This is a genomic window from Phyllobacterium zundukense, from assembly GCF_002764115.1.
In the GTDB taxonomy this organism is placed as follows: Bacteria; Pseudomonadota; Alphaproteobacteria; order Rhizobiales; family Rhizobiaceae; genus Phyllobacterium; species Phyllobacterium zundukense.
Genome location: NZ_CP017940.1, coordinates 1,330,869 through 1,349,200, shown reverse-complemented (window position 1 = coordinate 1,349,200; position 18,332 = coordinate 1,330,869). Strand labels below are relative to the sequence as shown.

Genomic DNA, 18,332 nt, shown 5'->3' with positions numbered 1-18,332 from the left:
ATAAAGCGCTTATTACTGACCCGCCACAAGCCCGGCAAAATCGAATATCTTGCGGTCGAGCAGATGGCTCGGGCGCGTATTGGCCAGCGCGCGGATCATGATCTCCTTGCGGCCCGGCATGCGTTTTTCGATATCGGAAAGCATGGCCTTCATCATGTTGCGCTGCAGCCCATCCTGGCTGCCGCAAAGGTCGCAGGGGATGATCGGGAACTGCATGGCCGCTGCAAACTTCTCCAGATCGTCCTCGGCGCAATAGCTCAAGGGCCGCAGCAGCATCAGATCGCCCTCGTCATTGAGCAGCTTCGGCGGCATGGCGGCGAGCCGTCCGCCATGGAAGAGGTTCATCAGGAAGGTTTCGAGAATGTCCTCGCGATGATGGCCGAGCACCAGCGCCGAACAGCCCTCCTCGCGCGCCACGCGATACAGATGGCCGCGCCGCAGCCGTGAGCAAAGCGAGCAATAGGTCTGGTTTTCCGCAATCTTGTCAGTGACGATCGAATAGGTGTCCTTGTATTCGATGCGGTGCTCGATCCCGTTTGCCTTGAGGTAATCCGGCAGGATGTGTTTTGGGAAATTCGGCTGGCCCTGGTCGAGATTGCAAGCGAGCAATTCCACCGGCAGGAGCCCGCGCCATTTGAGATCAAGCAGCAGCGCGAGAAGCCCGTAGGAATCCTTGCCGCCGGAAAGGCCGATCAGCCAGCGCTCGCCAGGCTTGACCATGGCGAAATCCTCGAGCGCCTGCCGCGTGTTGCGCAGCAGCCGCTTGCGCAGCTTGTTGAACTCGACATTGGACGGCACGCCGAGGAACATCGGGTGGCAACCGCCTGCGTCGCTTAGATCTGGCTCATGAATGGTCATATGAACACCTCATGATGTTTCATTGACTCGGGGCCGACCAGAACGCAAGAGCTTCTAAGCTTTTCGCAATTCCGGACGGAAAACCGGTTCCCACTTTTCCTGGAATTGCTACTGCCCAAACACCGACCAGCCGGTGCGCTGTGCCAGCAGTTCCAGCGCCGCTGAGCCCAGCAGCGAATTGCCGTTCTCATTCAGCCCCGGCGACCACACAGCGATCGAAGCCTTGCCCGGAGCAATGGCGAGAATGCCACCACCAACACCGCTCTTCCCCGGCAAGCCGACGCGGTAGGCAAAGTCGCCGGAGCCGTCATAATGCCCGCACATCAGCATCAGCGCATTGATACGGCGAGCGCGACTGGACGATACGACGCTGCCGCCACTGAGAGGATTGCGGCCGGCGGAAGCGAGATAGAGCCCGGCATGGGCAAGCTGACGGCACGACATGGCAATGGCGCAATGGTGGAAATAGACGCCGAGCACATGCTCGACGGGATGATTGAGGTTGCCGAAAGCCCGCATGAAATTGGCCAGCGCCACGTTGCGATAGCCGGTCTGCGTCTCGGAGCGGGCGACATTGTGATCGATGGCGATGCTCTCATCATCGGCAAGATGGCGAATGAATTGCACGATCTCGCCGATGGCCTCCTTGGGAAGGTGGCCGGCCAGAACCACATCCGCAACGGCGATTGCGCCGGCATTGATGAAGGGATTGCGTGGCTTGCCCTTTTCCTGTTCGAGCTGGACGATGGAATTGAAGGCATTGCCCGATGGTTCGCGCCCGACGCGCTTCCACAGCCCATCGCCGATCTTGCCGAGCGCCAGAGTCAGCGTGAAGACCTTTGAGATACTCTGGATCGAAAAACTGGTTTCAGCGTCACCAGCCGCGTGGACCGTGCCGTCGGTCGTTACCAGCGCGATGCCGAACTGCTTAGGATCGATCGTCGCGAGCTCCGGAATATAATCCGCCAGCTTGCCCTCGCCGATCCTGTCGGCAAGATCATGATAAACACTGTCAACGACATCCTGAAGATCAGTCATGCCCGGGCTCCGGTTAGGCCAAAAAAAAGCCGCCCAAGATTTCTCCGGGCGGCCTTTCTTAAACTCAGAACTGATTAACGCGAATAGAATTCGACAACCAGGTTCGGTTCCATCTGTACAGCGTATGGCACATCGGAGAAGGCCGGAACGCGGGTGTACTTGGCAACCATCTTGTTATGATCGACTTCGAGATATTCAGGAACATCGCGCTCAGCCAGCTGAACAGATTCCAGAACGATCACGAGCTGCTTCGACTTCTCGCGCACTTCGATCACATCGCCAGCCTTGCAGATGTAGGACTGGATGTTGGTGCGGCGGCCGTTGACGTTGACGTGGCCGTGGTTGACGAACTGACGCGCTGCGAAGATCGTCGGAACGAACTTGGCGCGGTACACGATCGCATCCAGACGCGACTCGAGCAGACCGATCAGCTGTTCGCCGGTATCGCCCTTGCGGCGCGAAGCCTCTTCATAGGTCTTGCGGAACTGCTTTTCCGAAATGTCGCCGTAGAAGCCCTTGAGCTTCTGCTTGGCGCGCAGCTGTACACCGAAATCGGACAGCTTGCTCTTGCGGCGCTGACCGTGCTGGCCTGGGCCATATTCACGACGGTTTACAGGGGACTTCGGACGGCCCCAGATGTTTTCGCCAAGACGGCGGTCAATTTTATACTTGGACGATTCGCGCTTGCTCATCGCATTTCCTTTCAAACAAATACGAATCGAAGTTCACACTTCGATTCAAGGAAACGCGCCCTCCTCTGCCTCCTGTTTGTGAAGACTGACAGAATGATTCACGCACGCTTTGCGAAATCACTCACGGGACACGTCAAATGAAACGCAGAGCCGTAGGGCCCTGCGCTGGGGTGGCTTCTAGTGTGAAGGTTCTGTGATGTCAAGCGGCGCCCGCATGTTTCAGCGGATCACATAAATTGAAACCGATGCCGCAATTCAAACGTTAGGGTAGACGCTCAACAGGAGTAGAGCCGGTAATGACCCTATTCTCGCGGCAATCATATTGCTCGACGATCGTTCTTCTATCCCTCACAGCCTGTATTGCAAGCACGATCCTTATCAGTTCTGCTGATGACGCGGATGCACGGCACAGGCGTGGACATCGCACGAATGTCGTGCGCGCGCCGCGCCCGCCAGCCGTTGCTTTGCCAGCCGTCCCGCCGATACCGGAGGCCAACCCCCGCGCCGCCGCTTCACCGGAGGCGCCCAAACCCGAGGAAAAGCCCGCCGAAGAAATACAGAAGGCGGATCCGCAGACGACGCCCTTGCCCGAACAAAAACCTGCACCGGAAGCGAAGCCGACGGAGAAGCCCACCGAGCCGCCAAAACCCGCCGAGCAATTGGGGCCAAACCCACTGCCAAAATCCGATGCAGCCGGGAAGGACGCGCCGAAGCCTGAGCATGAGGAGAGCATCGAGAAGGCCGATCCCTCGACTTCGCCCGACCGCGTCTACCAGAATGCCTGTCCCGCTATTATGAACGGCGACGTTCAGGGTGAGATCGTTCCGCCACTGTCAGAAGGCGTCTGCGGCGAGCGCTCGCCCTTGAAGATCACCGCCATTGGCAAGGACAGTCCCGTGAAGTTTGCTGCGCCCGTCACCACCAATTGTGCCATGGCCGGTTCACTGGCGAGCTGGGTGGTCGAGGCGCAAAAGGAGGCGCAGAAGGATTTCGGTGCCGAGATCGAAAGCATCACCACCGGCTCGGATTACCAGTGCCGCAAGGTCAATAATGGTCACAAGGGCCGCGTCTCGGAACATGCTTTCGCCAATGCGGTCGATATTGTCGCGTTCAAGTTCAAGAACGGCAAAACGACGGAACTCGGCTCAGGATGGAAGGGTAAACCGGAGGAGCAGGCATTTTGGCAGTCGCTGCATAAGGCGAGCTGCGAGCGCTTCATGACGGTGATCGGTCCGGACGGCGATGCCGCGCACCAGAGCAATCTGCATCTCGATCTCGGCTGCCATGGGAGAAAATGCGAGGCGCGCATCTGCCAATAGCTTAGCCCGCCTCAATCCCCTGAAACCCGATTAGTGCTTGGTCTTCTTCTTGGGCAGGTTCTTGCGATCGGTCTCGGCAAACTCTTCCAGCTGCTTTTCGCTCATGGAGTCATACATGCTCTTCGACGCACCTTTGAGTTCGCTCGTCTTCGTCTGACCGCGCTTGGCGGAAAGCGCCGCACCGGCAGCCTTCTGCTGAGCCTGGGATTTTGCGGGCATTGTCATTCTCCCTGTGAAATGTTGCACAGGTTGGGTAACGCGAAGGATGGTTGGGTGGTTCCCTAATCCACCCTTGCCTCATCAAATGCCTTGCGCGCCTCACGCAGATGATCGCGGTTGTTGACCGCCCACTCACCCAGCGCGCCAATCGGCACTGCAATCGAATGCCCGATTTCCGTCAGTGCATAGGTGACTTCCGGCGGCGAGGTCGGCTTGACAGTACGAGTGATCAGACCATCGCGCTCAAGCGAACGCAGCGTCACGGTTAGCATGCGCTGCGATATCCCTTCGATCATCCGCCGCAGGACATTGAATCTGCGCGGGCCGGATTGGAGGTTGATGATTGTCAAAAGGCTCCATGAATCACCCACGAGATCGAGCACCTCGCGCATCGGGCAGGACCCGGAGCCATCGACTTGCATGGCTGGCATCGATTCGAGCAGCGGTGCCTTGCTTTCAGCTTTTGTATGAATGCTCATCTCAGTCCTTCCTGAACGCGAGGGCGGTTACTTCCATGTGCCCTGAAACGGAAAAAGTGCGTTCTTCTCAAGCTTCGCCTTCTAGCATAGACAGTTATTATTAGTAACCAGAAAACGATGTGTACCTGCATCAAAAAGGAGCATAGGATGAAAATCGCACTGATTGGTGCCACCGGTTTTGTCGGCAAGGAGTTATTGAAGGAAGCCATATCGCGCAGCCACAGCGTGACTGCGCTGGTACGCAGCCCGGACAAGGTCGAAAAGCTGGATGATGTTACGGCAGTCGAGGCCGATGCCCTCAACACGACCGACCTCGCCGCCAAGCTCAAGGGCCACGACATCGTCATCTCCGCCTACAATCCTGGCTGGGGCAATCCGGACATCAAGGCGATCCACATCGCGGCCAGCAAGTCGATCACCGAGGCGGCAAAGGAGGCGGGCGTCAGCCGCCTCATCGTCATTGGCGGTGCCGGCAGCCTGTACAATGAGGCAGGCGGGCAGTTTGTCGATGGCGAGGGTTTCCCGGCCGAATACAAGGAAGGTGCATTGGGCGCCCGCCAGGCGCTGAATGATCTGCGCGGCGAGACCGGACTCGACTGGAGCTTCGTATCGCCGCCCTTCGCCCTTGCTCCGGGTGAGCGTACCGGCAACTACCGCGTCGGCAAGGACCATCCGGTCTTCGATGCAGAGGGCAAGAGCGCAATCAGCGTCGGCGATCTGGCTGTGGCAATCGTTGATGAGGCTGAAAAGCCGAAGCACAGCAGAGAGCGTTTCACTGTAGCTTATTGATCTGGAGCGACAGCCAATGCCGATTATCTCTCCCCTTGTGGGAGAGAAAGGATTTTCCTGGATTTAGCCTTTTTGCTAAATCCTTGCAAAATCCAAGAGGGGGGTAGTTCGGTGAAGCAAATCCCCTCTCTTGCGATTTCTAGCACTTGAGCTTCGCTGCCGCTCGCTAAGATGCTGAAATCGCTTTCTCCCCCACATGGGGGGAGATAGACCACCCAGTATCCTTTTGGTGCCTCGGCAACCGCGATGTGCGTTCTTCACATCGCCTGAAACTGTGCTTACCTGTGCAGCGACAGTGAACAAAGGGTACACCGATGGAACTCGGCATCTATACATTTGCAGGCATGAGCCCCGATCCTGCGACTGGCGTGGCCATCAGCGCGCACCAGCGCATGCAAAACCTGCTCGAAGAGATGGAACTGGCCGATCAGGTCGGGCTCGACGTCTTCGGCATCGGCGAACATCACCGCCCGGATTTCGTCATCTCTACACCGGCGGTTGTGCTGGCGGCGGGCGCGGCACGCACGAAGAATATTCGCCTGACCAGTGCCGTGACCGTCTTGAGTTCCGACGATCCGGTGCGTGTGTTCCAGGAATATGCGACGCTCGACCTGATTTCCTCGGGCCGCGCCGAGATCATGGCTGGACGCGGCTCCTTCATCGAGTCGTTCCCGCTGTTCGGCTACGACCTCAACGATTATGACGAGCTCTTTGCTGAAAAGCTCGATTTGCTGCTGAAGCTGCGGGCCAGCGAACACGTGACGTGGAGCGGCAACTTGCGCGCGCCGCTCAGTAATCTCGGCGTCTATCCTCGTCCGGTCCAAAATCCCCTGCCCGTCTGGATCGCCGTTGGCGGCACACCGGCATCGGTGATCCGCGCCGGCACGCTTGGCCTGCCGCTGGCGGTGGCGATCATCGGCGGCGAGCCGCACCGCTTCGCGCCGCTGGTCGAGCTCTATCGCGAGGCGGGCGCCAAGGCAGGCCACGCGCCGGAAAAGCTGAAGGTCAGCATCAATTCGCATGGCTACGTCGCCGAGGACTCGCAGTCTGCATCGGACGAATACTGGCCGAGCTATGAGGTCGTCATGAACAAGATCGGCCGCGAGCGCGGCTGGCCGCCGAGCAACCGCGGCCAGTACGAGGCCGGACGGACGATGCGCGGCGCGCTGCTGGTGGGTTCGCCCCAGGAGGTGATCGACAAGATCATGCTGCAGCACACCTACTTCAAGCACGACCGTTTCATGCTGCAGATCGATCTCGGCAGCCTGCCGCATGCGAACACACTGAAGGCGATCGAGCTTTATGGCACGAAGGTGGCGCCGGTGATCAGGCAGGAATTGGGTGGCGTTGCTACGGCTGAGGCGGCAGCAACGGCCTGAGGGCCTACTGGAAGATGATGATGGCGTTATGCTCGCCGTCCTCGTCCTCATCAAGCTCTGTCGATAGTAATGTATCGATCGCCCACATTGCTTCGAAGTAATACTCTGAAAAAAGATGGACAGATAAACCCAGCTTTGCTCACCGAGCACGTACCCCTCCAGCCAGTGGCGCGGGTGTCCACCCCGACTTTAGCAAGGGTATCCCGGCAACCGGAGGCGCGCTGCAGCCTCAGAATGTTCCAATTTTTCAGGCAATCACACTCGTATCCAGCCCGAAACCCTGCATCAGTCGCCGTGTGGAGAAATCTGGATTGCCCGAGGTGAAGATGGCGATGTCGTCGCCATGTTCAGGCTCGGCGCCGCTGCCGTTCGGTTTGATCAGGGATAGCGCCCGGCGGGCGATAGCCTCAGCCGGATCGAGCCAGTCCACCGGCCAGGGCGCAAGGCGGCGGAAGACATTGGCGAGGAAGGGATAATGCGTACAGGCCAGTACGACGATGTCGGTGCGCTGGCCATCCTTTTCATAGAAGCACGGCGCGATTTCAGCGCGGATGGCATCGTCATTAATGGGATCGCCGCGAATATGCGCCTCAGCGAGGCGCGCGAGATTCTGGCTGCCGACAAGGCGCACATGGCATTTGGTGGCAAAGGACTGGATGAGATCGCGCGTATAGGCGCGCTTCACCGTGCCGGGGGTGGCGAGGACTGTGACGAGACCAGACGATGTGCGCTCCGCCGCCGGCTTGATCGCCGGAACTGTGCCGACGAAAGGCACGGCAGGATAGGCCTTGCGCAGGTCTTCGAGCACCAGAGTAGAGGCTGTATTGCAAGCGATGATCGCGATTGCCGGATCGTGCTCGGCGATGAAGCCGCCGAAGAGGTCGACGATGCGCGCTCGCAAGGCGCTCTCCTCCCAATCGCCATAGGGAAACCCCGCATCGTCAGCGATATAAACAAAACGCCGCTCCGGCATCAGCACGCGCGCCTCGCGCAGCACCGTCAGGCCGCCAATCCCGCTGTCGAAGGCAATGATTGGCCGGTCCGTTGTCACATCATTCATCGCTTGATGGATCCCCGCTTTCAGGTTGCTTGGCTTTTTTCTTTGCAGGAACTTTTTCGCGCTTGCGCCCTTCCGGCGCTCCTGAGCCTCGCGGTGTCTTCGGGCTGAAATAATCCAGCGACACGAGCACGCCGCGCAGAAGCTTCAATTCGGAGTCCGAAAAGCCTGCTCTTGTGAGGACGCCGCGCAGATTGTTGACCATGATTTCCTTGCGCGCCATCGGCCGGAAATAGCCGCGCGCCTGCAATGCATTTTCGAGATGGTTGAAGAAGCCCTGCAACTGCTCCTTCGGCGCCGGCTCGAGCTCCGGGCCGCGAAAGGCAGTGTCGGTGTGTTTCTCCAGACCTGATTTCATCCACTCATAGGACATGAGCAAGACCGCCTGTGCAATGTTCAGCGACGAGAATGCCGGATTGACCGGAAATGTCACCAGCTCATCGGCGAGGCTGACTTCGTCATTATTGAGGCCGATGCGCTCCCGCCCGAAAAGAATTCCGGTCTTCTCGCCGCTGTTGAAGCGCTGGCGCAGGGTTTGTCCCGCTTCTACCGGGCCACGTACCTGCTTGAACGCGTCGCGCTCGCGCGCCGTGGTTGCATAGACGAAATGAAGATCCTTGATGGCCGATGGCAGATCGTCGAAAACCTGCGCCGCATCGATGATGTGATCGGCGCGGCTGGCGGCGGAGCGTGCCTTGTCATTGGGAAATTCCTCGCGCGGTTTCACCAGGCGCAGTTCCGCCAGGCCGAAATTCGCCATGGCGCGGGCCACCATGCCGATATTCTCCGGCAATTGCGGTTCCACCAGAATGATCGCTGGGCCTTCAGCAATAAGAGTGCGCTGTCTGTCTGTGCCGGCCATTTTTAATCCTTGCATTGAATGGCGCCGTCATAGCTCGCGTTTTTTTGATGAGCAATGCTGCGTATCGATAGTGCCGTTCCACAGAGTTGCGCAATTACCGTGCAAAGGGATGCGCGAAGGTCGATGCCAATTATCTCCCCCCTTGTGGGAGAGAAAGCGATTTCAGCATCTTAGCCCTCGCTAAGTGCTAGAAATCGCAAGTGAGGGGGCTATTTGGGGTATGAGATAGATACCCCCTCTCTTGGATTTTCTAAGGATTTAGCAAGGACTAAACCCAAGAAAATCCTTTCTCTCCCGCCAAGGGGGAGATAATCGGCATCGACGTCGACGATAACCTCCCCTCTTCTTGAGCAACTGTCTTTGCGTTCTGCAATCACGGTGCTATAGGGGCGCGAACCCTCATTGAAAACCGATGCTGACATTCCCACACCCAGCAAATTAGAGGCTGAACATCCATGGCAAAGATCAAGGTTGCAAATCCGGTCGTCGAGCTCGATGGCGACGAGATGACTCGCATCATCTGGCAGTATATCAAGGAAAAGCTGATCCATCCTTACCTCGACATCGACCTGAAATATTACGATCTTGGCATCGAACATCGCGACGCCACCAATGACCAGGTGACGATCGATGCGGCCAATGCGATCAAGCAGTACGGCGTCGGCGTCAAATGCGCCACGATCACCCCGGACGAACAGCGCGTTGAGGAATTCGGCCTGAAGAAGATGTGGAAGTCGCCCAACGGCACCATCCGCAACATTCTCGGCGGCGTTATTTTCCGCGAACCGATCATCGCCAAGAACGTTCCCCGTCTGGTTCCGGGCTGGACCCAGCCGATCATCGTCGGCCGTCACGCTTTCGGCGACCAGTACCGCGCCACCGATTTCAAGTTCCCCGGCAAGGGCAAGCTATCGATCAAGTTCGTCGGCGAGGACGGCGCCACTATCGAACACGAAGTCTACGACGCACCGGGCGCCGGCGTTGCCATGGCCATGTACAATCTGGATGAATCCATCCGCGATTTTGCCCATGCTTCGTTCAACTACGCTTACAATCGCGGCGTTCCCTGCTACCTCTCGACCAAGAACACCATCCTCAAGGCCTATGACGGCCGCTTCAAGGATATCTTCCAGGAAGTGTTCGATGCGGAATTCAAGGACAAGTTCGCGGCAAAGAAGATCACCTATGAGCATCGCCTGATCGACGACATGGTTGCTTCGGCGCTGAAGTGGTCGGGTGGCTATGTCTGGGCCTGCAAGAACTATGACGGCGACGTGCAGTCCGACATCGTGGCGCAGGGCTTTGGTTCGCTCGGCCTGATGACCTCGGTTCTGATGACGCCGGACGGCCAGACGGTGGAAGCCGAAGCGGCACACGGCACAGTGACCCGTCACTACCGCCAGCACCAGAAGGGCGAGGAGACCTCGACCAACTCCATCGCCTCGATCTTCGCCTGGACACGGGGCCTTGCCCACCGCGCCAAGCTCGACGGCAATGCGGAACTCGAGCGCTTCAGCCACACGCTTGAGAAGGTCTGTGTCGATACTGTCGAAGCCGGCTACATGACCAAGGATCTGGCGCTGCTCATCGGCCCCGACCAGCCCTGGCTGTCGACCACGGGTTTCCTCGACAAGATCAACGAAAACCTGTCGAAGGCCATGGCCGCCTGAGCCAGGCTCCATCACGATTTGCAAAAGCCCCGGTTTGCCGGGGCTTTTTTATGAAAGCTTCAACAAAATACGACAGTATTATTGACATATTATGTTATTTGCAGTCGAGTGAACGCCGGAATTCGTGGAGGATGCAATGAACAACTGGGATGCCCGATATGCCACGCGCGCCAACAAGATGCGCGCTTCGGAGGTTCGTGAACTGCTCAAGCTGCTTGACCAGCCGGACATCCTTTCCTTTGCGGGCGGCATCCCCGATCCGGCGCTGTTTCCCAAGGATGCGATCCGCAGCGCCTATGATGACCATTTGGGCGAGGGTGCGGACACCGCCCTGCAGTATTCGGTCAGCGAGGGCTACAAGCCCCTGCGCGAGTGGCTGGTGCGGCATATGGCGTCCCTGGGCGTCGCCTGCACGATCGACAATATCATCATCACCACCGGGTCGCAGCAGGCGCTCGACTATCTCGGCAAGCTGTTCGTTTCGCCCGGCGACACGATCCTCACCACTTGGCCAACCTATCTCGGTGCGCTGCAGGCTTTCAATGCCTATGAACCGCGCTATGACCGCCTGATCCCGGAAGGCGGCAACATGACCCCGGCTGCTTACCGAAACAACGCGCAGGCGGCAGGTGGCGAGGTCAAGCTGGCCTACCTGACCGCGGATTTTTCCAACCCGACCGGCGAAACCATCAGCCGCAACGATCGCGTCAAACTGGTTGACCTCGCCCACGAACTGGACATTCCGCTCATCGAGGATGCCGCCTATCAGGCCCTGCGCTTCGGGGGCGAGAATGTCCCCTCGCTGCTGGCACTGGATATCGAGCGCGAAGGCCATATCGACCGCACGCGTGTCATCTATTCCGGCAGTTTCTCGAAAACGCTTACGCCCGGCCTGCGTGTCGGCTGGGTTTGCGCCGCGCAGCCGGTTATCACCAAACTTGTCCTGATCAAGCAGGCGGCGGACCTGCACAGCCCGACCATCAACCAGATGGTGATTCACCACGTTGCGGAACGCCATTTTGACAATCAGGTGGCAAAGGCCCGTGCCCATTATCGGGAGCGCCGCGACCACATGCTGGAAGCCCTGACGCGCCATATGCCGGCGGGAGTGACGTGGACAAAGCCGGAAGGCGGAATGTTTGTCTGGCTGACCCTGCCGACCGATATGGATGGCGCGGCACTGCTGGCACGATCGATCGAACAAATTCGCGTGGCATTTGTGCCGGGTAGCGCCTTCCACGCCGACGGAAGCGGCAGGAACACCATACGTTTGAATTTTTCCCTGCCGGGTGCCGATACTATCGAAACCGGTATGTCCCGGCTGGGTGCCCTGATCGCAAGCGAGATGAAGGCCGACAAGAAACTGGCAAGCTAGAGCAGCGTCGTTGCGCAATTTTAGCTGTAGGGGGCCACAAATCGCATCGCGGAGCGGTCTTTTGCGAAAAACCGTGCCGTAAAGCGCCATTTATGAAGTATGATCCATCGTCACCGTGCCATGAACAAGGAACGAGACGATGACCAAGCAGCAGTTCTTTTTCCGGCTGATCCCGCCGCGCCCGACCTTTGCCGAAGATATGGACGATGACGAACAGGAGTTGATGCGGCAGCACATAACTTATATGGGCGAGTACTTCGAGGCTGGAACCGTGTTGGCCTACGGGCCGGTTCAGGATCCTGATGGCTGGTTTGGGATTGCCTTGCTGGAGGTGCTGCACCACGACGAGGCGGTTCAATTTGCGGAGAATGATCCGACTGTGCTGGCAGGCTTGAACAGCTACAGCATCGCTCCAATGCATATTGCCGCAGCGCGCGGCTTTCGCGCGGAGCCATCTGCTTAACCCGGCTCGGCTTCATCGGGCGTTACTATTTCGAGGGTTTGATTTGCTGGGGCATCCCCACCTGCGCTGCTGCTGGTCGCGTTGAGTTTGCCTTGAAGACCTAATACTTCGCTGAACGCCTGCGGCGGAATTTGACCAGTAACGTCTCCAGCCTTTCCACTCAACTCAAATTCAAAGCCATTGACGGCCGCGGAATGAAATTCGGATTCGCTCAGGATTACGGCACCGACTTCCTTCGCCAGGCAACCGCGACATCCCTTTTGATACTTCCACCTTTGATGTAGCGAAACTTCTTGCCGAAGCTCCAGGCTTCGTTAATGCCTATCTTGTCATCGCTGCCGTATACCGTGGAGAATCCGTAATCGGAATTAGACGAGATAAATGCCCGGATGACCAGCACACCGGTGCTTGCCCTGATATTGTGGTACGAGCCATAGGCCATGTTGGTACCAGTGTGAACGTCGCTTACTATGTGCGGCGGGCGGCTGGCAACACAAGACGTCAGGCCGACGACAATCAATGCCAGGCTTAGTACGCGCTTCACGATTTCTCCCGTGGTCAACCGAAAAACAGGGTTTCAAGTGCATTTCTGTCAGGCGAAGGCTTGCGATGATGCTGCTCAACGACGCCCTAAAACAGGCGTTTTGTTCGAGAGCGCATTGAAAGTGGACAGGTTAGACGGCGAAAATGGATCAAGTAATTTCTCAGCAGTATTCTGGCACAGTAAAAAGCAAATACGCAAGTATTGAGACCTCAACAATAAGCCTCAATACCAATAAATATCCAATAACAACTTGGGATAGTTTCCAGCCGCGCAATACACGCGGCTGGTGAGCAGAAAGATTATCCGGCCAAAGCTTCGCGCACGGCCGAGACCGCTGCTTCAGCCTTCGATCCATCCGGACCACCGGCCTGCGCCATGTCTGGACGGCCGCCGCCGCCTGCCCCGCCAAGCGCTGCAGAGGCGACGCGGACGAGATCGACAGCGCTGAACTTGCCGACGAGATCGTCGGTGACACCGACAACCGCGCTGGCCTTGCCGTCTTCCGACACGCCGATGAAGGTCACGACACCCGAACCCACGGTCTTCTTCGCATCGTCGGCCAGCGGCTTCAGATCGCGCGGATTGACGCCGCTGACCACCTTGCCAATGAAGCCGACACCGTTGACGGTCTCGGACTGCGCACCGCCAGAGGCGGAGCCGCCTCCAAGCGCCAACTGCTTGCGCGCCTCCGTCAGCTCGCGCTCGAGCTTGCGGCGTTCATCCATCAGCGCCGTGACACGCGACAGCGCATCGGCTGGCGACGACTTCAGCACACCGGCAATCGCCTTGACGCGTTCGTCCTGTTCTTCGAGGTAACGGCGGGCAGCCTCGCCCGTCAGCGCTTCGAGACGGCGCACGCCGGCAGCAACTGCACCTTCAGAGACGACGCGGATCAGGCCGATATCGCCCGTGGCGCGCACATGGGTGCCGCCGCACAGCTCGGTCGAATAGCTCTTGCCGGCCTTGTCGCCATGCAGCGCCGTGCCCACGGAAACCACGCGCACCTCATCACCATATTTTTCGCCGAACAGCGCCATGGCGCCTTCGGCAATCGCGTCGTCCACAGCCATCAGGCGCGTCGTTACCGGCGCGTTCTGCAGCACGATCTCGTTGGCGAGATCCTCGATGACGGCGAGCTCCTTATCCGAAATCGGCTTGGGATGCGAGAAGTCGAACCGCAGGCGGTCAGGGGCGACCAGCGAACCCTTCTGCGCCACATGGGTACCGAGCGTCTCGCGCAGGGCTTCATGCAGCAAGTGGGTTGCCGAATGGTTGGAGCGGATGCGGGTGCGGCGCACGCTATCGACGACGAGTTCGACCGCCGCATCGATCTTGACCGTGCCTTTGCTCACCTTGCCGATGTGCACGAAAACACCGTCATTCTTCTTCTGTGTGTCGGTTACGGTTACGGTGAAGCCATCGCCTGAGATCGTTCCCGTGTCGCCCTGCTGGCCGCCGGACTCGGCATAGAACGGCGTCTGGTTGACGACGATGGATACGGCCTCGCCCTCGCCGGCACTTTGAACAAGCGCACCATTCTGCACGATAGCAGTGATGACGCCTTCCGCCTTCTCGGTCTCGTAGCCGAGGAATTCCGTGGCGCCGACCTTGTCACGCACGGAGAACCAGATGGTTTCCGTAGCGGCATCGCCGGATCCGGACCAATGGGCGCGAGCTTCCGCCTTCTGCCGCTCCATGGCGGCAGCGAAACCTTCCGTATCGACGCTGATGTTGCGCTGGCGCAGCGCATCCTGCGTCAGGTCGAGCGGGAAGCCGAATGTATCGTAGAGTTTGAACGCGGTTTCGCCGTCGAGGCTGTCACCATCGCCCATCTTTTCCGTTGCCTCGCCGAGCAGGCCAAGGCCGCGCTCCAGCGTCTTGCGGAAGCGGGTCTCTTCCAGCTTCAGCGTTTCCGAGATCAGCGATTCCGCGCGGATCAATTCCGGATAGGCCTGACCCATTTCGCGCACCAGTGCCGGCAGCAGACGCCACATCAGCGGATCCCTGGCACCAAGCAGCTGCGCATGGCGCATGGCGCGGCGCATGATACGGCGCAGCACATAGCCGCGGCCTTCATTCGACGGCAAGACACCATCGGCGATGAGGAAGCTGGACGAGCGCAGGTGGTCCGCAATGACCCGGTGGCTGGCGCGGAACTTGCCCTCGGCCTTGACGCCGGTCGCCTCTTCCGAAGCGTGGATCAGCGTCTGGAACAGGTCTATATCGTAATTGTCATGCTTGCCCTGCAGAACCGCGGCAAGGCGCTCCAGTCCCATGCCGGTATCGATGGATGGACGCGGCAGATCGATGCGCTCCTCCTTCGTCACCTGCTCGAACTGCATGAAGACGAGATTCCAGATCTCGATGAAGCGGTCGCCGTCTTCATCGGGGCTGCCGGGAGGGCCGCCCCAGATGCTTTCGCCATGATCGTAGAAGATCTCCGAGCACGGACCGCACGGGCCGGTATCGCCCATCGCCCAGAAATTGTCGCTGGTCGCGATGCGGATGATGCGATCCTCCGGCAGGCCGGCGATCTTCTTCCAGAACCCCGCAGCCGCATCGTCCGTGTGATAGACGGTGACCGTCAGCTTGTCCTTGGGGAGACCGAACTCCTTGGTGATCAGGTTCCAGGCGAGCGCGATCGCCTCTTCCTTGAAGTAGTCGCCGAAGGAGAAATTTCCCAGCATCTCGAAAAAGGTGTGGTGGCGCGCGGTATAGCCGACATTGTCGAGGTCATTGTGCTTGCCGCCGGCGCGCACGCATTTCTGCGAGGTGGTGGCGCGGTTATAGGGGCGCTGCTCGATGCCGGTAAAAACATTCTTGAACTGGACCATGCCCGCATTGGTGAACATCAGCGTCGGGTCATTGCGCGGAACAAGCGGGCTCGACGCCACGATCTCATGGCCGTTCTTCTTGAAATAGTTCAGAAATGTCGACCGGATCTCGTTGACGCCACTCATGTTTCTTAGCCTCTGACTTCTTTTTATCCAAAGCGGAATTGGCCCCTTCTCACATCGAAGGGGCGGAACGCAACGCTTGTAGCGATGCAGCCGCGCGCTGTCCAGAAAATCCCTAATGCTGTGGTTCGACAAACTCACCACGAGCGATGCTGGTGCTTGGCATTAGCGGAAATCTTTTTCCAAGCAAAAAACCCGCAACCAAAGCATGGCCGCGGGTTCTAAAGTCAAAGACCAGGAAGAGCTTGTCTCGAGAGATCAGCCTTCGGCGGCCTCGGGACCGTCATCCTCGTTGTCATCAGGGCCCTTGTCGAGCATCTGCTCGGAAATGAGACCGGCATTCTGGCGCAATACCACTTCGATCTCGTTGGCGATTTCCGGGTTTTCCTTGAGGAACAGTTTCGCATTGTCACGCCCCTGGCCGAGGCGCTGCGAATTATAGGAGAACCAGGAACCGGATTTTTCCACGATACCGGCCTTGACGCCGAGATCGACCAGCTCGCCGGTCTTGGAAACACCTTCGCCATACATGATGTCGAATTCGACCTGCTTGAAGGGCGGCGCCAGCTTGTTCTTGACGACCTTGACGCGGGTCTGGTTGCCGACAACCTCGTCACGCTCCTTCAGCGAGCCGATACGGCGGATATCGAGGCGGACCGATGCATAGAACTTCAGCGCATTGCCGCCTGTCGTGGTTTCGGGCGAGCCGAACATCACGCCGATCTTCATGCGGATCTGGTTGATGAAGATGACCATGCAGTTGGAGCGGGAAATCGACGCGGTCAGTTTGCGCAGCGCCTGGCTCATCAGACGCGCCTGCAGGCCCGGCAGGCTGTCGCCCATCTCGCCTTCGATTTCCGCACGCGGTGTCAGGGCGGCAACCGAGTCGACGACCAGAACATCGATAGCACCCGAACGCACCAGCGTATCGGTGATCTCCAGCGCCTGCTCGCCGGTATCCGGCTGCGAAATCAGCAGGTTTTCCAGGTCGACGCCCAGCTTGCGGGCATAGACAGGATCGAGCGCATGTTCGGCATCGACAAAGGCGCAAATGCCGCCCTTTTTCTGTGCCTCGGCAATGGTGTGCAGGGCGAGCGTCGTCTTGCCCGAGCTTTCCGGCCCGTAAATCTCGACAATGCGGCCTTTCGGCAATCCGCCGACGCCAAGGGCAATATCCAATGACAGCGAGCCGGTCGGAACCGTTTCAATCTCCACCACCTGCTCATTGCGCCCAAGCCGCATGATCGAGCCCTTACCAAAGGCCCTCTCGATCTGGGACAATGCCGCATCCAGCGCTTTCGTTTTATCCACCGAATTACCCTCAACCAACCGCAAAGAATTTTGAGCCATGTTACACTACCCCTGTGTTATCCATGAAGTACGGATGTTCCTGAATCTGAACTTATTTGTATCTGTTTTGTTCTCATTTTGCAACAGATGCATCTTATTGAAAAATAAGCATAACTTAAAAATGTTCCTAGGATGTTCCCGTCGCTGACGCGACCTGCGGCCCACACATTCCTGAAGCGAATCCGCAGCTTGCCGCATAAAGCGACACCGGCGGATTCGAATCGCTCCGATCATTGCGCCCGGCCGTCCGGCGTTCTAGAGAAAGAACGAAGCGAAGACCTCGCAACCTGAAGTTTATCCGGATAAAGCAATCAACCATGACCACAGGTAACAAACCGCTGCTTTTCGCTGTCGGCGGCGCTCATCTCGACCGGCGCGGCCAGAGCAGCGCGCCTTTCGTGCCGGGCGCGTCGAACCCTGGCATCATGCGCGAGGAGCCCGGCGGCGGCGTGTTCAATGCGCTCCGGCTCGTGGTCCAGCGCGGTGTCTCTGCGGAAATCCTGTCGGTGCGCGGCGGCGACAGGATCGGCGATATGATCGGCGCGGCAATCCAGACCGCGGGGATCAAGGATGGCTCGGCCGTATATATGGACCGGGCAACGCCGAGCTATACGGCCATTCTCGACGAGCATGGCGACGTCGTCGCCGGCATTGCCGATATGGAGCTTTATGAGGTGGCGCTGCCAAGGCAGTTGCGCCGGCGCAAGGTCCGCGATTCCATCGCCGTCGCCGATGCCGTCTTTTGCGACGCCAATCTTCCCTCGGATGCGCTGCAGTGGCTGGCTGGCCTTGCCGGCGACCGGCCGCTGTTCGCGCTGGCAATCTCCCCGGCCAAGGTTCCGCGCCTGGCGCCGGTCTTCGGCAATCTCACCTGCCTGTTCATGAACCGGCGCGAGGCGCGGGCACTAACGGGGCTCGGGGCCGAAGCGGCGTTGAAAGAAATATATGCGGCATTGCGTGCCGAAGGCGTTCGCGGCGCGGTCGTCAGCAATGGCGGCGATGCCGCCTTCGCCTTTTCCGGCGACGATGCCTTCTCCATCCTGCCGCCTGCAGTGAACGGCATCGCCGATGTTACCGGTGCGGGCGATGCGCTGGCCGGCGGCACAATTGCGGCGCTGATGCGCGGTACCGCATTTTCTGAAGCCGTGCGCGAAGGCATGGCCGCTTCCATGCTGACCTTGCAGACACACTCCGCAAGTCCGCGCTTTTCACGACAGGAATTCAACAGCACGCTTGCCTGCATCCCGGCTGCAGTCCAGCTCAGCTGAAAGACAGAAGGAA

General features: G+C 58.9%; 17 protein-coding genes. 7 read left to right on the top strand and 10 right to left on the bottom strand.

What is annotated here, in order from left to right:
- Positions 1-12: 12 nt before the first annotated feature.
- The 3 genes from ttcA to rpsD all read right to left on the bottom strand — a co-directional run bounded on the left by ttcA (position 13) and on the right by rpsD (position 2,588).
- Positions 13-858, bottom strand: coding sequence for a tRNA 2-thiocytidine(32) synthetase TtcA (gene ttcA, locus BLM14_RS06575; RefSeq protein WP_099998647.1), 846 nt, complete (start codon positions 856-858; stop codon positions 13-15).
- A gap of 108 nt (positions 859-966) precedes the next feature.
- Complete coding sequence (locus BLM14_RS06570; protein ID WP_099998646.1) at positions 967-1,896, bottom strand: glutaminase; 930 nt, start codon at positions 1,894-1,896, stop codon at positions 967-969.
- 74 nt (positions 1,897-1,970) lie between these two features.
- Positions 1,971-2,588 carry a 30S ribosomal protein S4 gene (gene rpsD / locus BLM14_RS06565; protein WP_099998645.1) on the bottom strand — a complete coding sequence of 206 codons (618 nt, stop codon included), beginning with the start codon at positions 2,586-2,588 and terminating at the stop codon, positions 1,971-1,973.
- 296 nt (positions 2,589-2,884) lie between these two features.
- Here rpsD and BLM14_RS06560 point away from each other — a divergent pair, with 296 nt between their 5' ends.
- Entirely contained in the window at positions 2,885-3,907 is a 1,023-nt protein-coding gene (locus BLM14_RS06560; protein WP_099998644.1) for an extensin family protein, read from the top strand.
- Positions 3,908-3,937: 30 nt separating this feature from the next.
- Here the strand turns inward: BLM14_RS06560 and BLM14_RS06555 are convergent, their stop codons facing one another.
- Together BLM14_RS06555 and BLM14_RS06550 are read right to left on the bottom strand one after the other, a co-directional pair.
- Positions 3,938-4,126: a DUF3008 family protein gene (locus BLM14_RS06555; protein WP_099998643.1), complete on the bottom strand. Its 189-nt coding sequence runs from the start codon at positions 4,124-4,126 to the stop codon at positions 3,938-3,940.
- 62 nt (positions 4,127-4,188) lie between these two features.
- On the bottom strand, positions 4,189-4,605 hold the full coding sequence (locus tag BLM14_RS06550; protein ID WP_099998642.1) for a winged helix-turn-helix transcriptional regulator: 417 nt from the start codon (positions 4,603-4,605) through the stop codon (positions 4,189-4,191).
- A 147-nt stretch (positions 4,606-4,752) separates the two neighbouring features.
- Here BLM14_RS06550 and BLM14_RS06545 point away from each other — a divergent pair, with 147 nt between their 5' ends.
- Together BLM14_RS06545 and BLM14_RS06540 are read left to right on the top strand one after the other, a co-directional pair.
- A complete protein-coding gene (locus BLM14_RS06545; protein ID WP_099998641.1) occupies positions 4,753-5,394 on the top strand; it encodes an NAD(P)-dependent oxidoreductase in 642 nt (213 codons plus the stop codon).
- Positions 5,395-5,708: 314 nt separating this feature from the next.
- Positions 5,709-6,773: an LLM class flavin-dependent oxidoreductase gene (locus BLM14_RS06540; protein WP_099998640.1), complete on the top strand. Its 1,065-nt coding sequence runs from the start codon at positions 5,709-5,711 to the stop codon at positions 6,771-6,773.
- Positions 6,774-7,020: 247 nt separating this feature from the next.
- Here the strand turns inward: BLM14_RS06540 and murI are convergent, their stop codons facing one another.
- A complete protein-coding gene (gene murI / locus BLM14_RS06535; protein WP_099998639.1) occupies positions 7,021-7,833 on the bottom strand; it encodes a glutamate racemase in 813 nt (270 codons plus the stop codon).
- Positions 7,826-8,692 (bottom strand): RNA methyltransferase, encoded by an 867-nt coding sequence (locus tag BLM14_RS06530; protein WP_099998638.1) that lies wholly within the window; start codon positions 8,690-8,692, stop codon positions 7,826-7,828. Before BLM14_RS06530 ends, murI begins: the two co-directional genes overlap by 8 nt.
- Positions 8,693-9,147: 455 nt before the next feature.
- Between BLM14_RS06530 and BLM14_RS06525 the strand changes: the two genes are divergently transcribed.
- The 3 genes from BLM14_RS06525 to BLM14_RS06515 all read left to right on the top strand — a co-directional run bounded on the left by BLM14_RS06525 (position 9,148) and on the right by BLM14_RS06515 (position 12,200).
- Complete coding sequence (locus BLM14_RS06525) at positions 9,148-10,362, top strand: NADP-dependent isocitrate dehydrogenase (RefSeq protein ID WP_099998637.1); 1,215 nt, start codon at positions 9,148-9,150, stop codon at positions 10,360-10,362.
- A 136-nt stretch (positions 10,363-10,498) separates the two neighbouring features.
- Positions 10,499-11,737: an aminotransferase-like domain-containing protein gene (locus BLM14_RS06520; protein ID WP_099998636.1), complete on the top strand. Its 1,239-nt coding sequence runs from the start codon at positions 10,499-10,501 to the stop codon at positions 11,735-11,737.
- 139 nt (positions 11,738-11,876) lie between these two features.
- Positions 11,877-12,200 (top strand): YciI family protein, encoded by a 324-nt coding sequence (locus BLM14_RS06515; protein WP_099998635.1) that lies wholly within the window; start codon positions 11,877-11,879, stop codon positions 12,198-12,200.
- A 217-nt stretch (positions 12,201-12,417) separates the two neighbouring features.
- Here BLM14_RS06515 and BLM14_RS06510 read toward each other — a convergent pair whose 3' ends face one another.
- The 3 genes from BLM14_RS06510 to recA all read right to left on the bottom strand — a co-directional run bounded on the left by BLM14_RS06510 (position 12,418) and on the right by recA (position 17,051).
- Positions 12,418-12,744: a hypothetical protein gene (locus tag BLM14_RS06510; protein ID WP_099998634.1), complete on the bottom strand. Its 327-nt coding sequence runs from the start codon at positions 12,742-12,744 to the stop codon at positions 12,418-12,420.
- A gap of 299 nt (positions 12,745-13,043) precedes the next feature.
- The gene (alaS, locus tag BLM14_RS06505; RefSeq protein WP_099998633.1) at positions 13,044-15,704 is read right to left on the bottom strand and encodes an alanine--tRNA ligase; all 2,661 of its coding nucleotides are present in this window, start codon (positions 15,702-15,704) and stop codon (positions 13,044-13,046) included.
- Between the two features lie 255 nt (positions 15,705-15,959).
- On the bottom strand, positions 15,960-17,051 hold the full coding sequence (recA, locus tag BLM14_RS06500; protein ID WP_099998632.1) for a recombinase RecA: 1,092 nt from the start codon (positions 17,049-17,051) through the stop codon (positions 15,960-15,962).
- Between the two features lie 317 nt (positions 17,052-17,368).
- On the opposite strand from recA, the gene BLM14_RS06495 reads away from it, so the two are divergent.
- On the top strand, positions 17,369-18,319 hold the full coding sequence (locus BLM14_RS06495; RefSeq protein ID WP_099998631.1) for a carbohydrate kinase family protein: 951 nt from the start codon (positions 17,369-17,371) through the stop codon (positions 18,317-18,319).
- Positions 18,320-18,332: the final 13 nt, after the last annotated feature.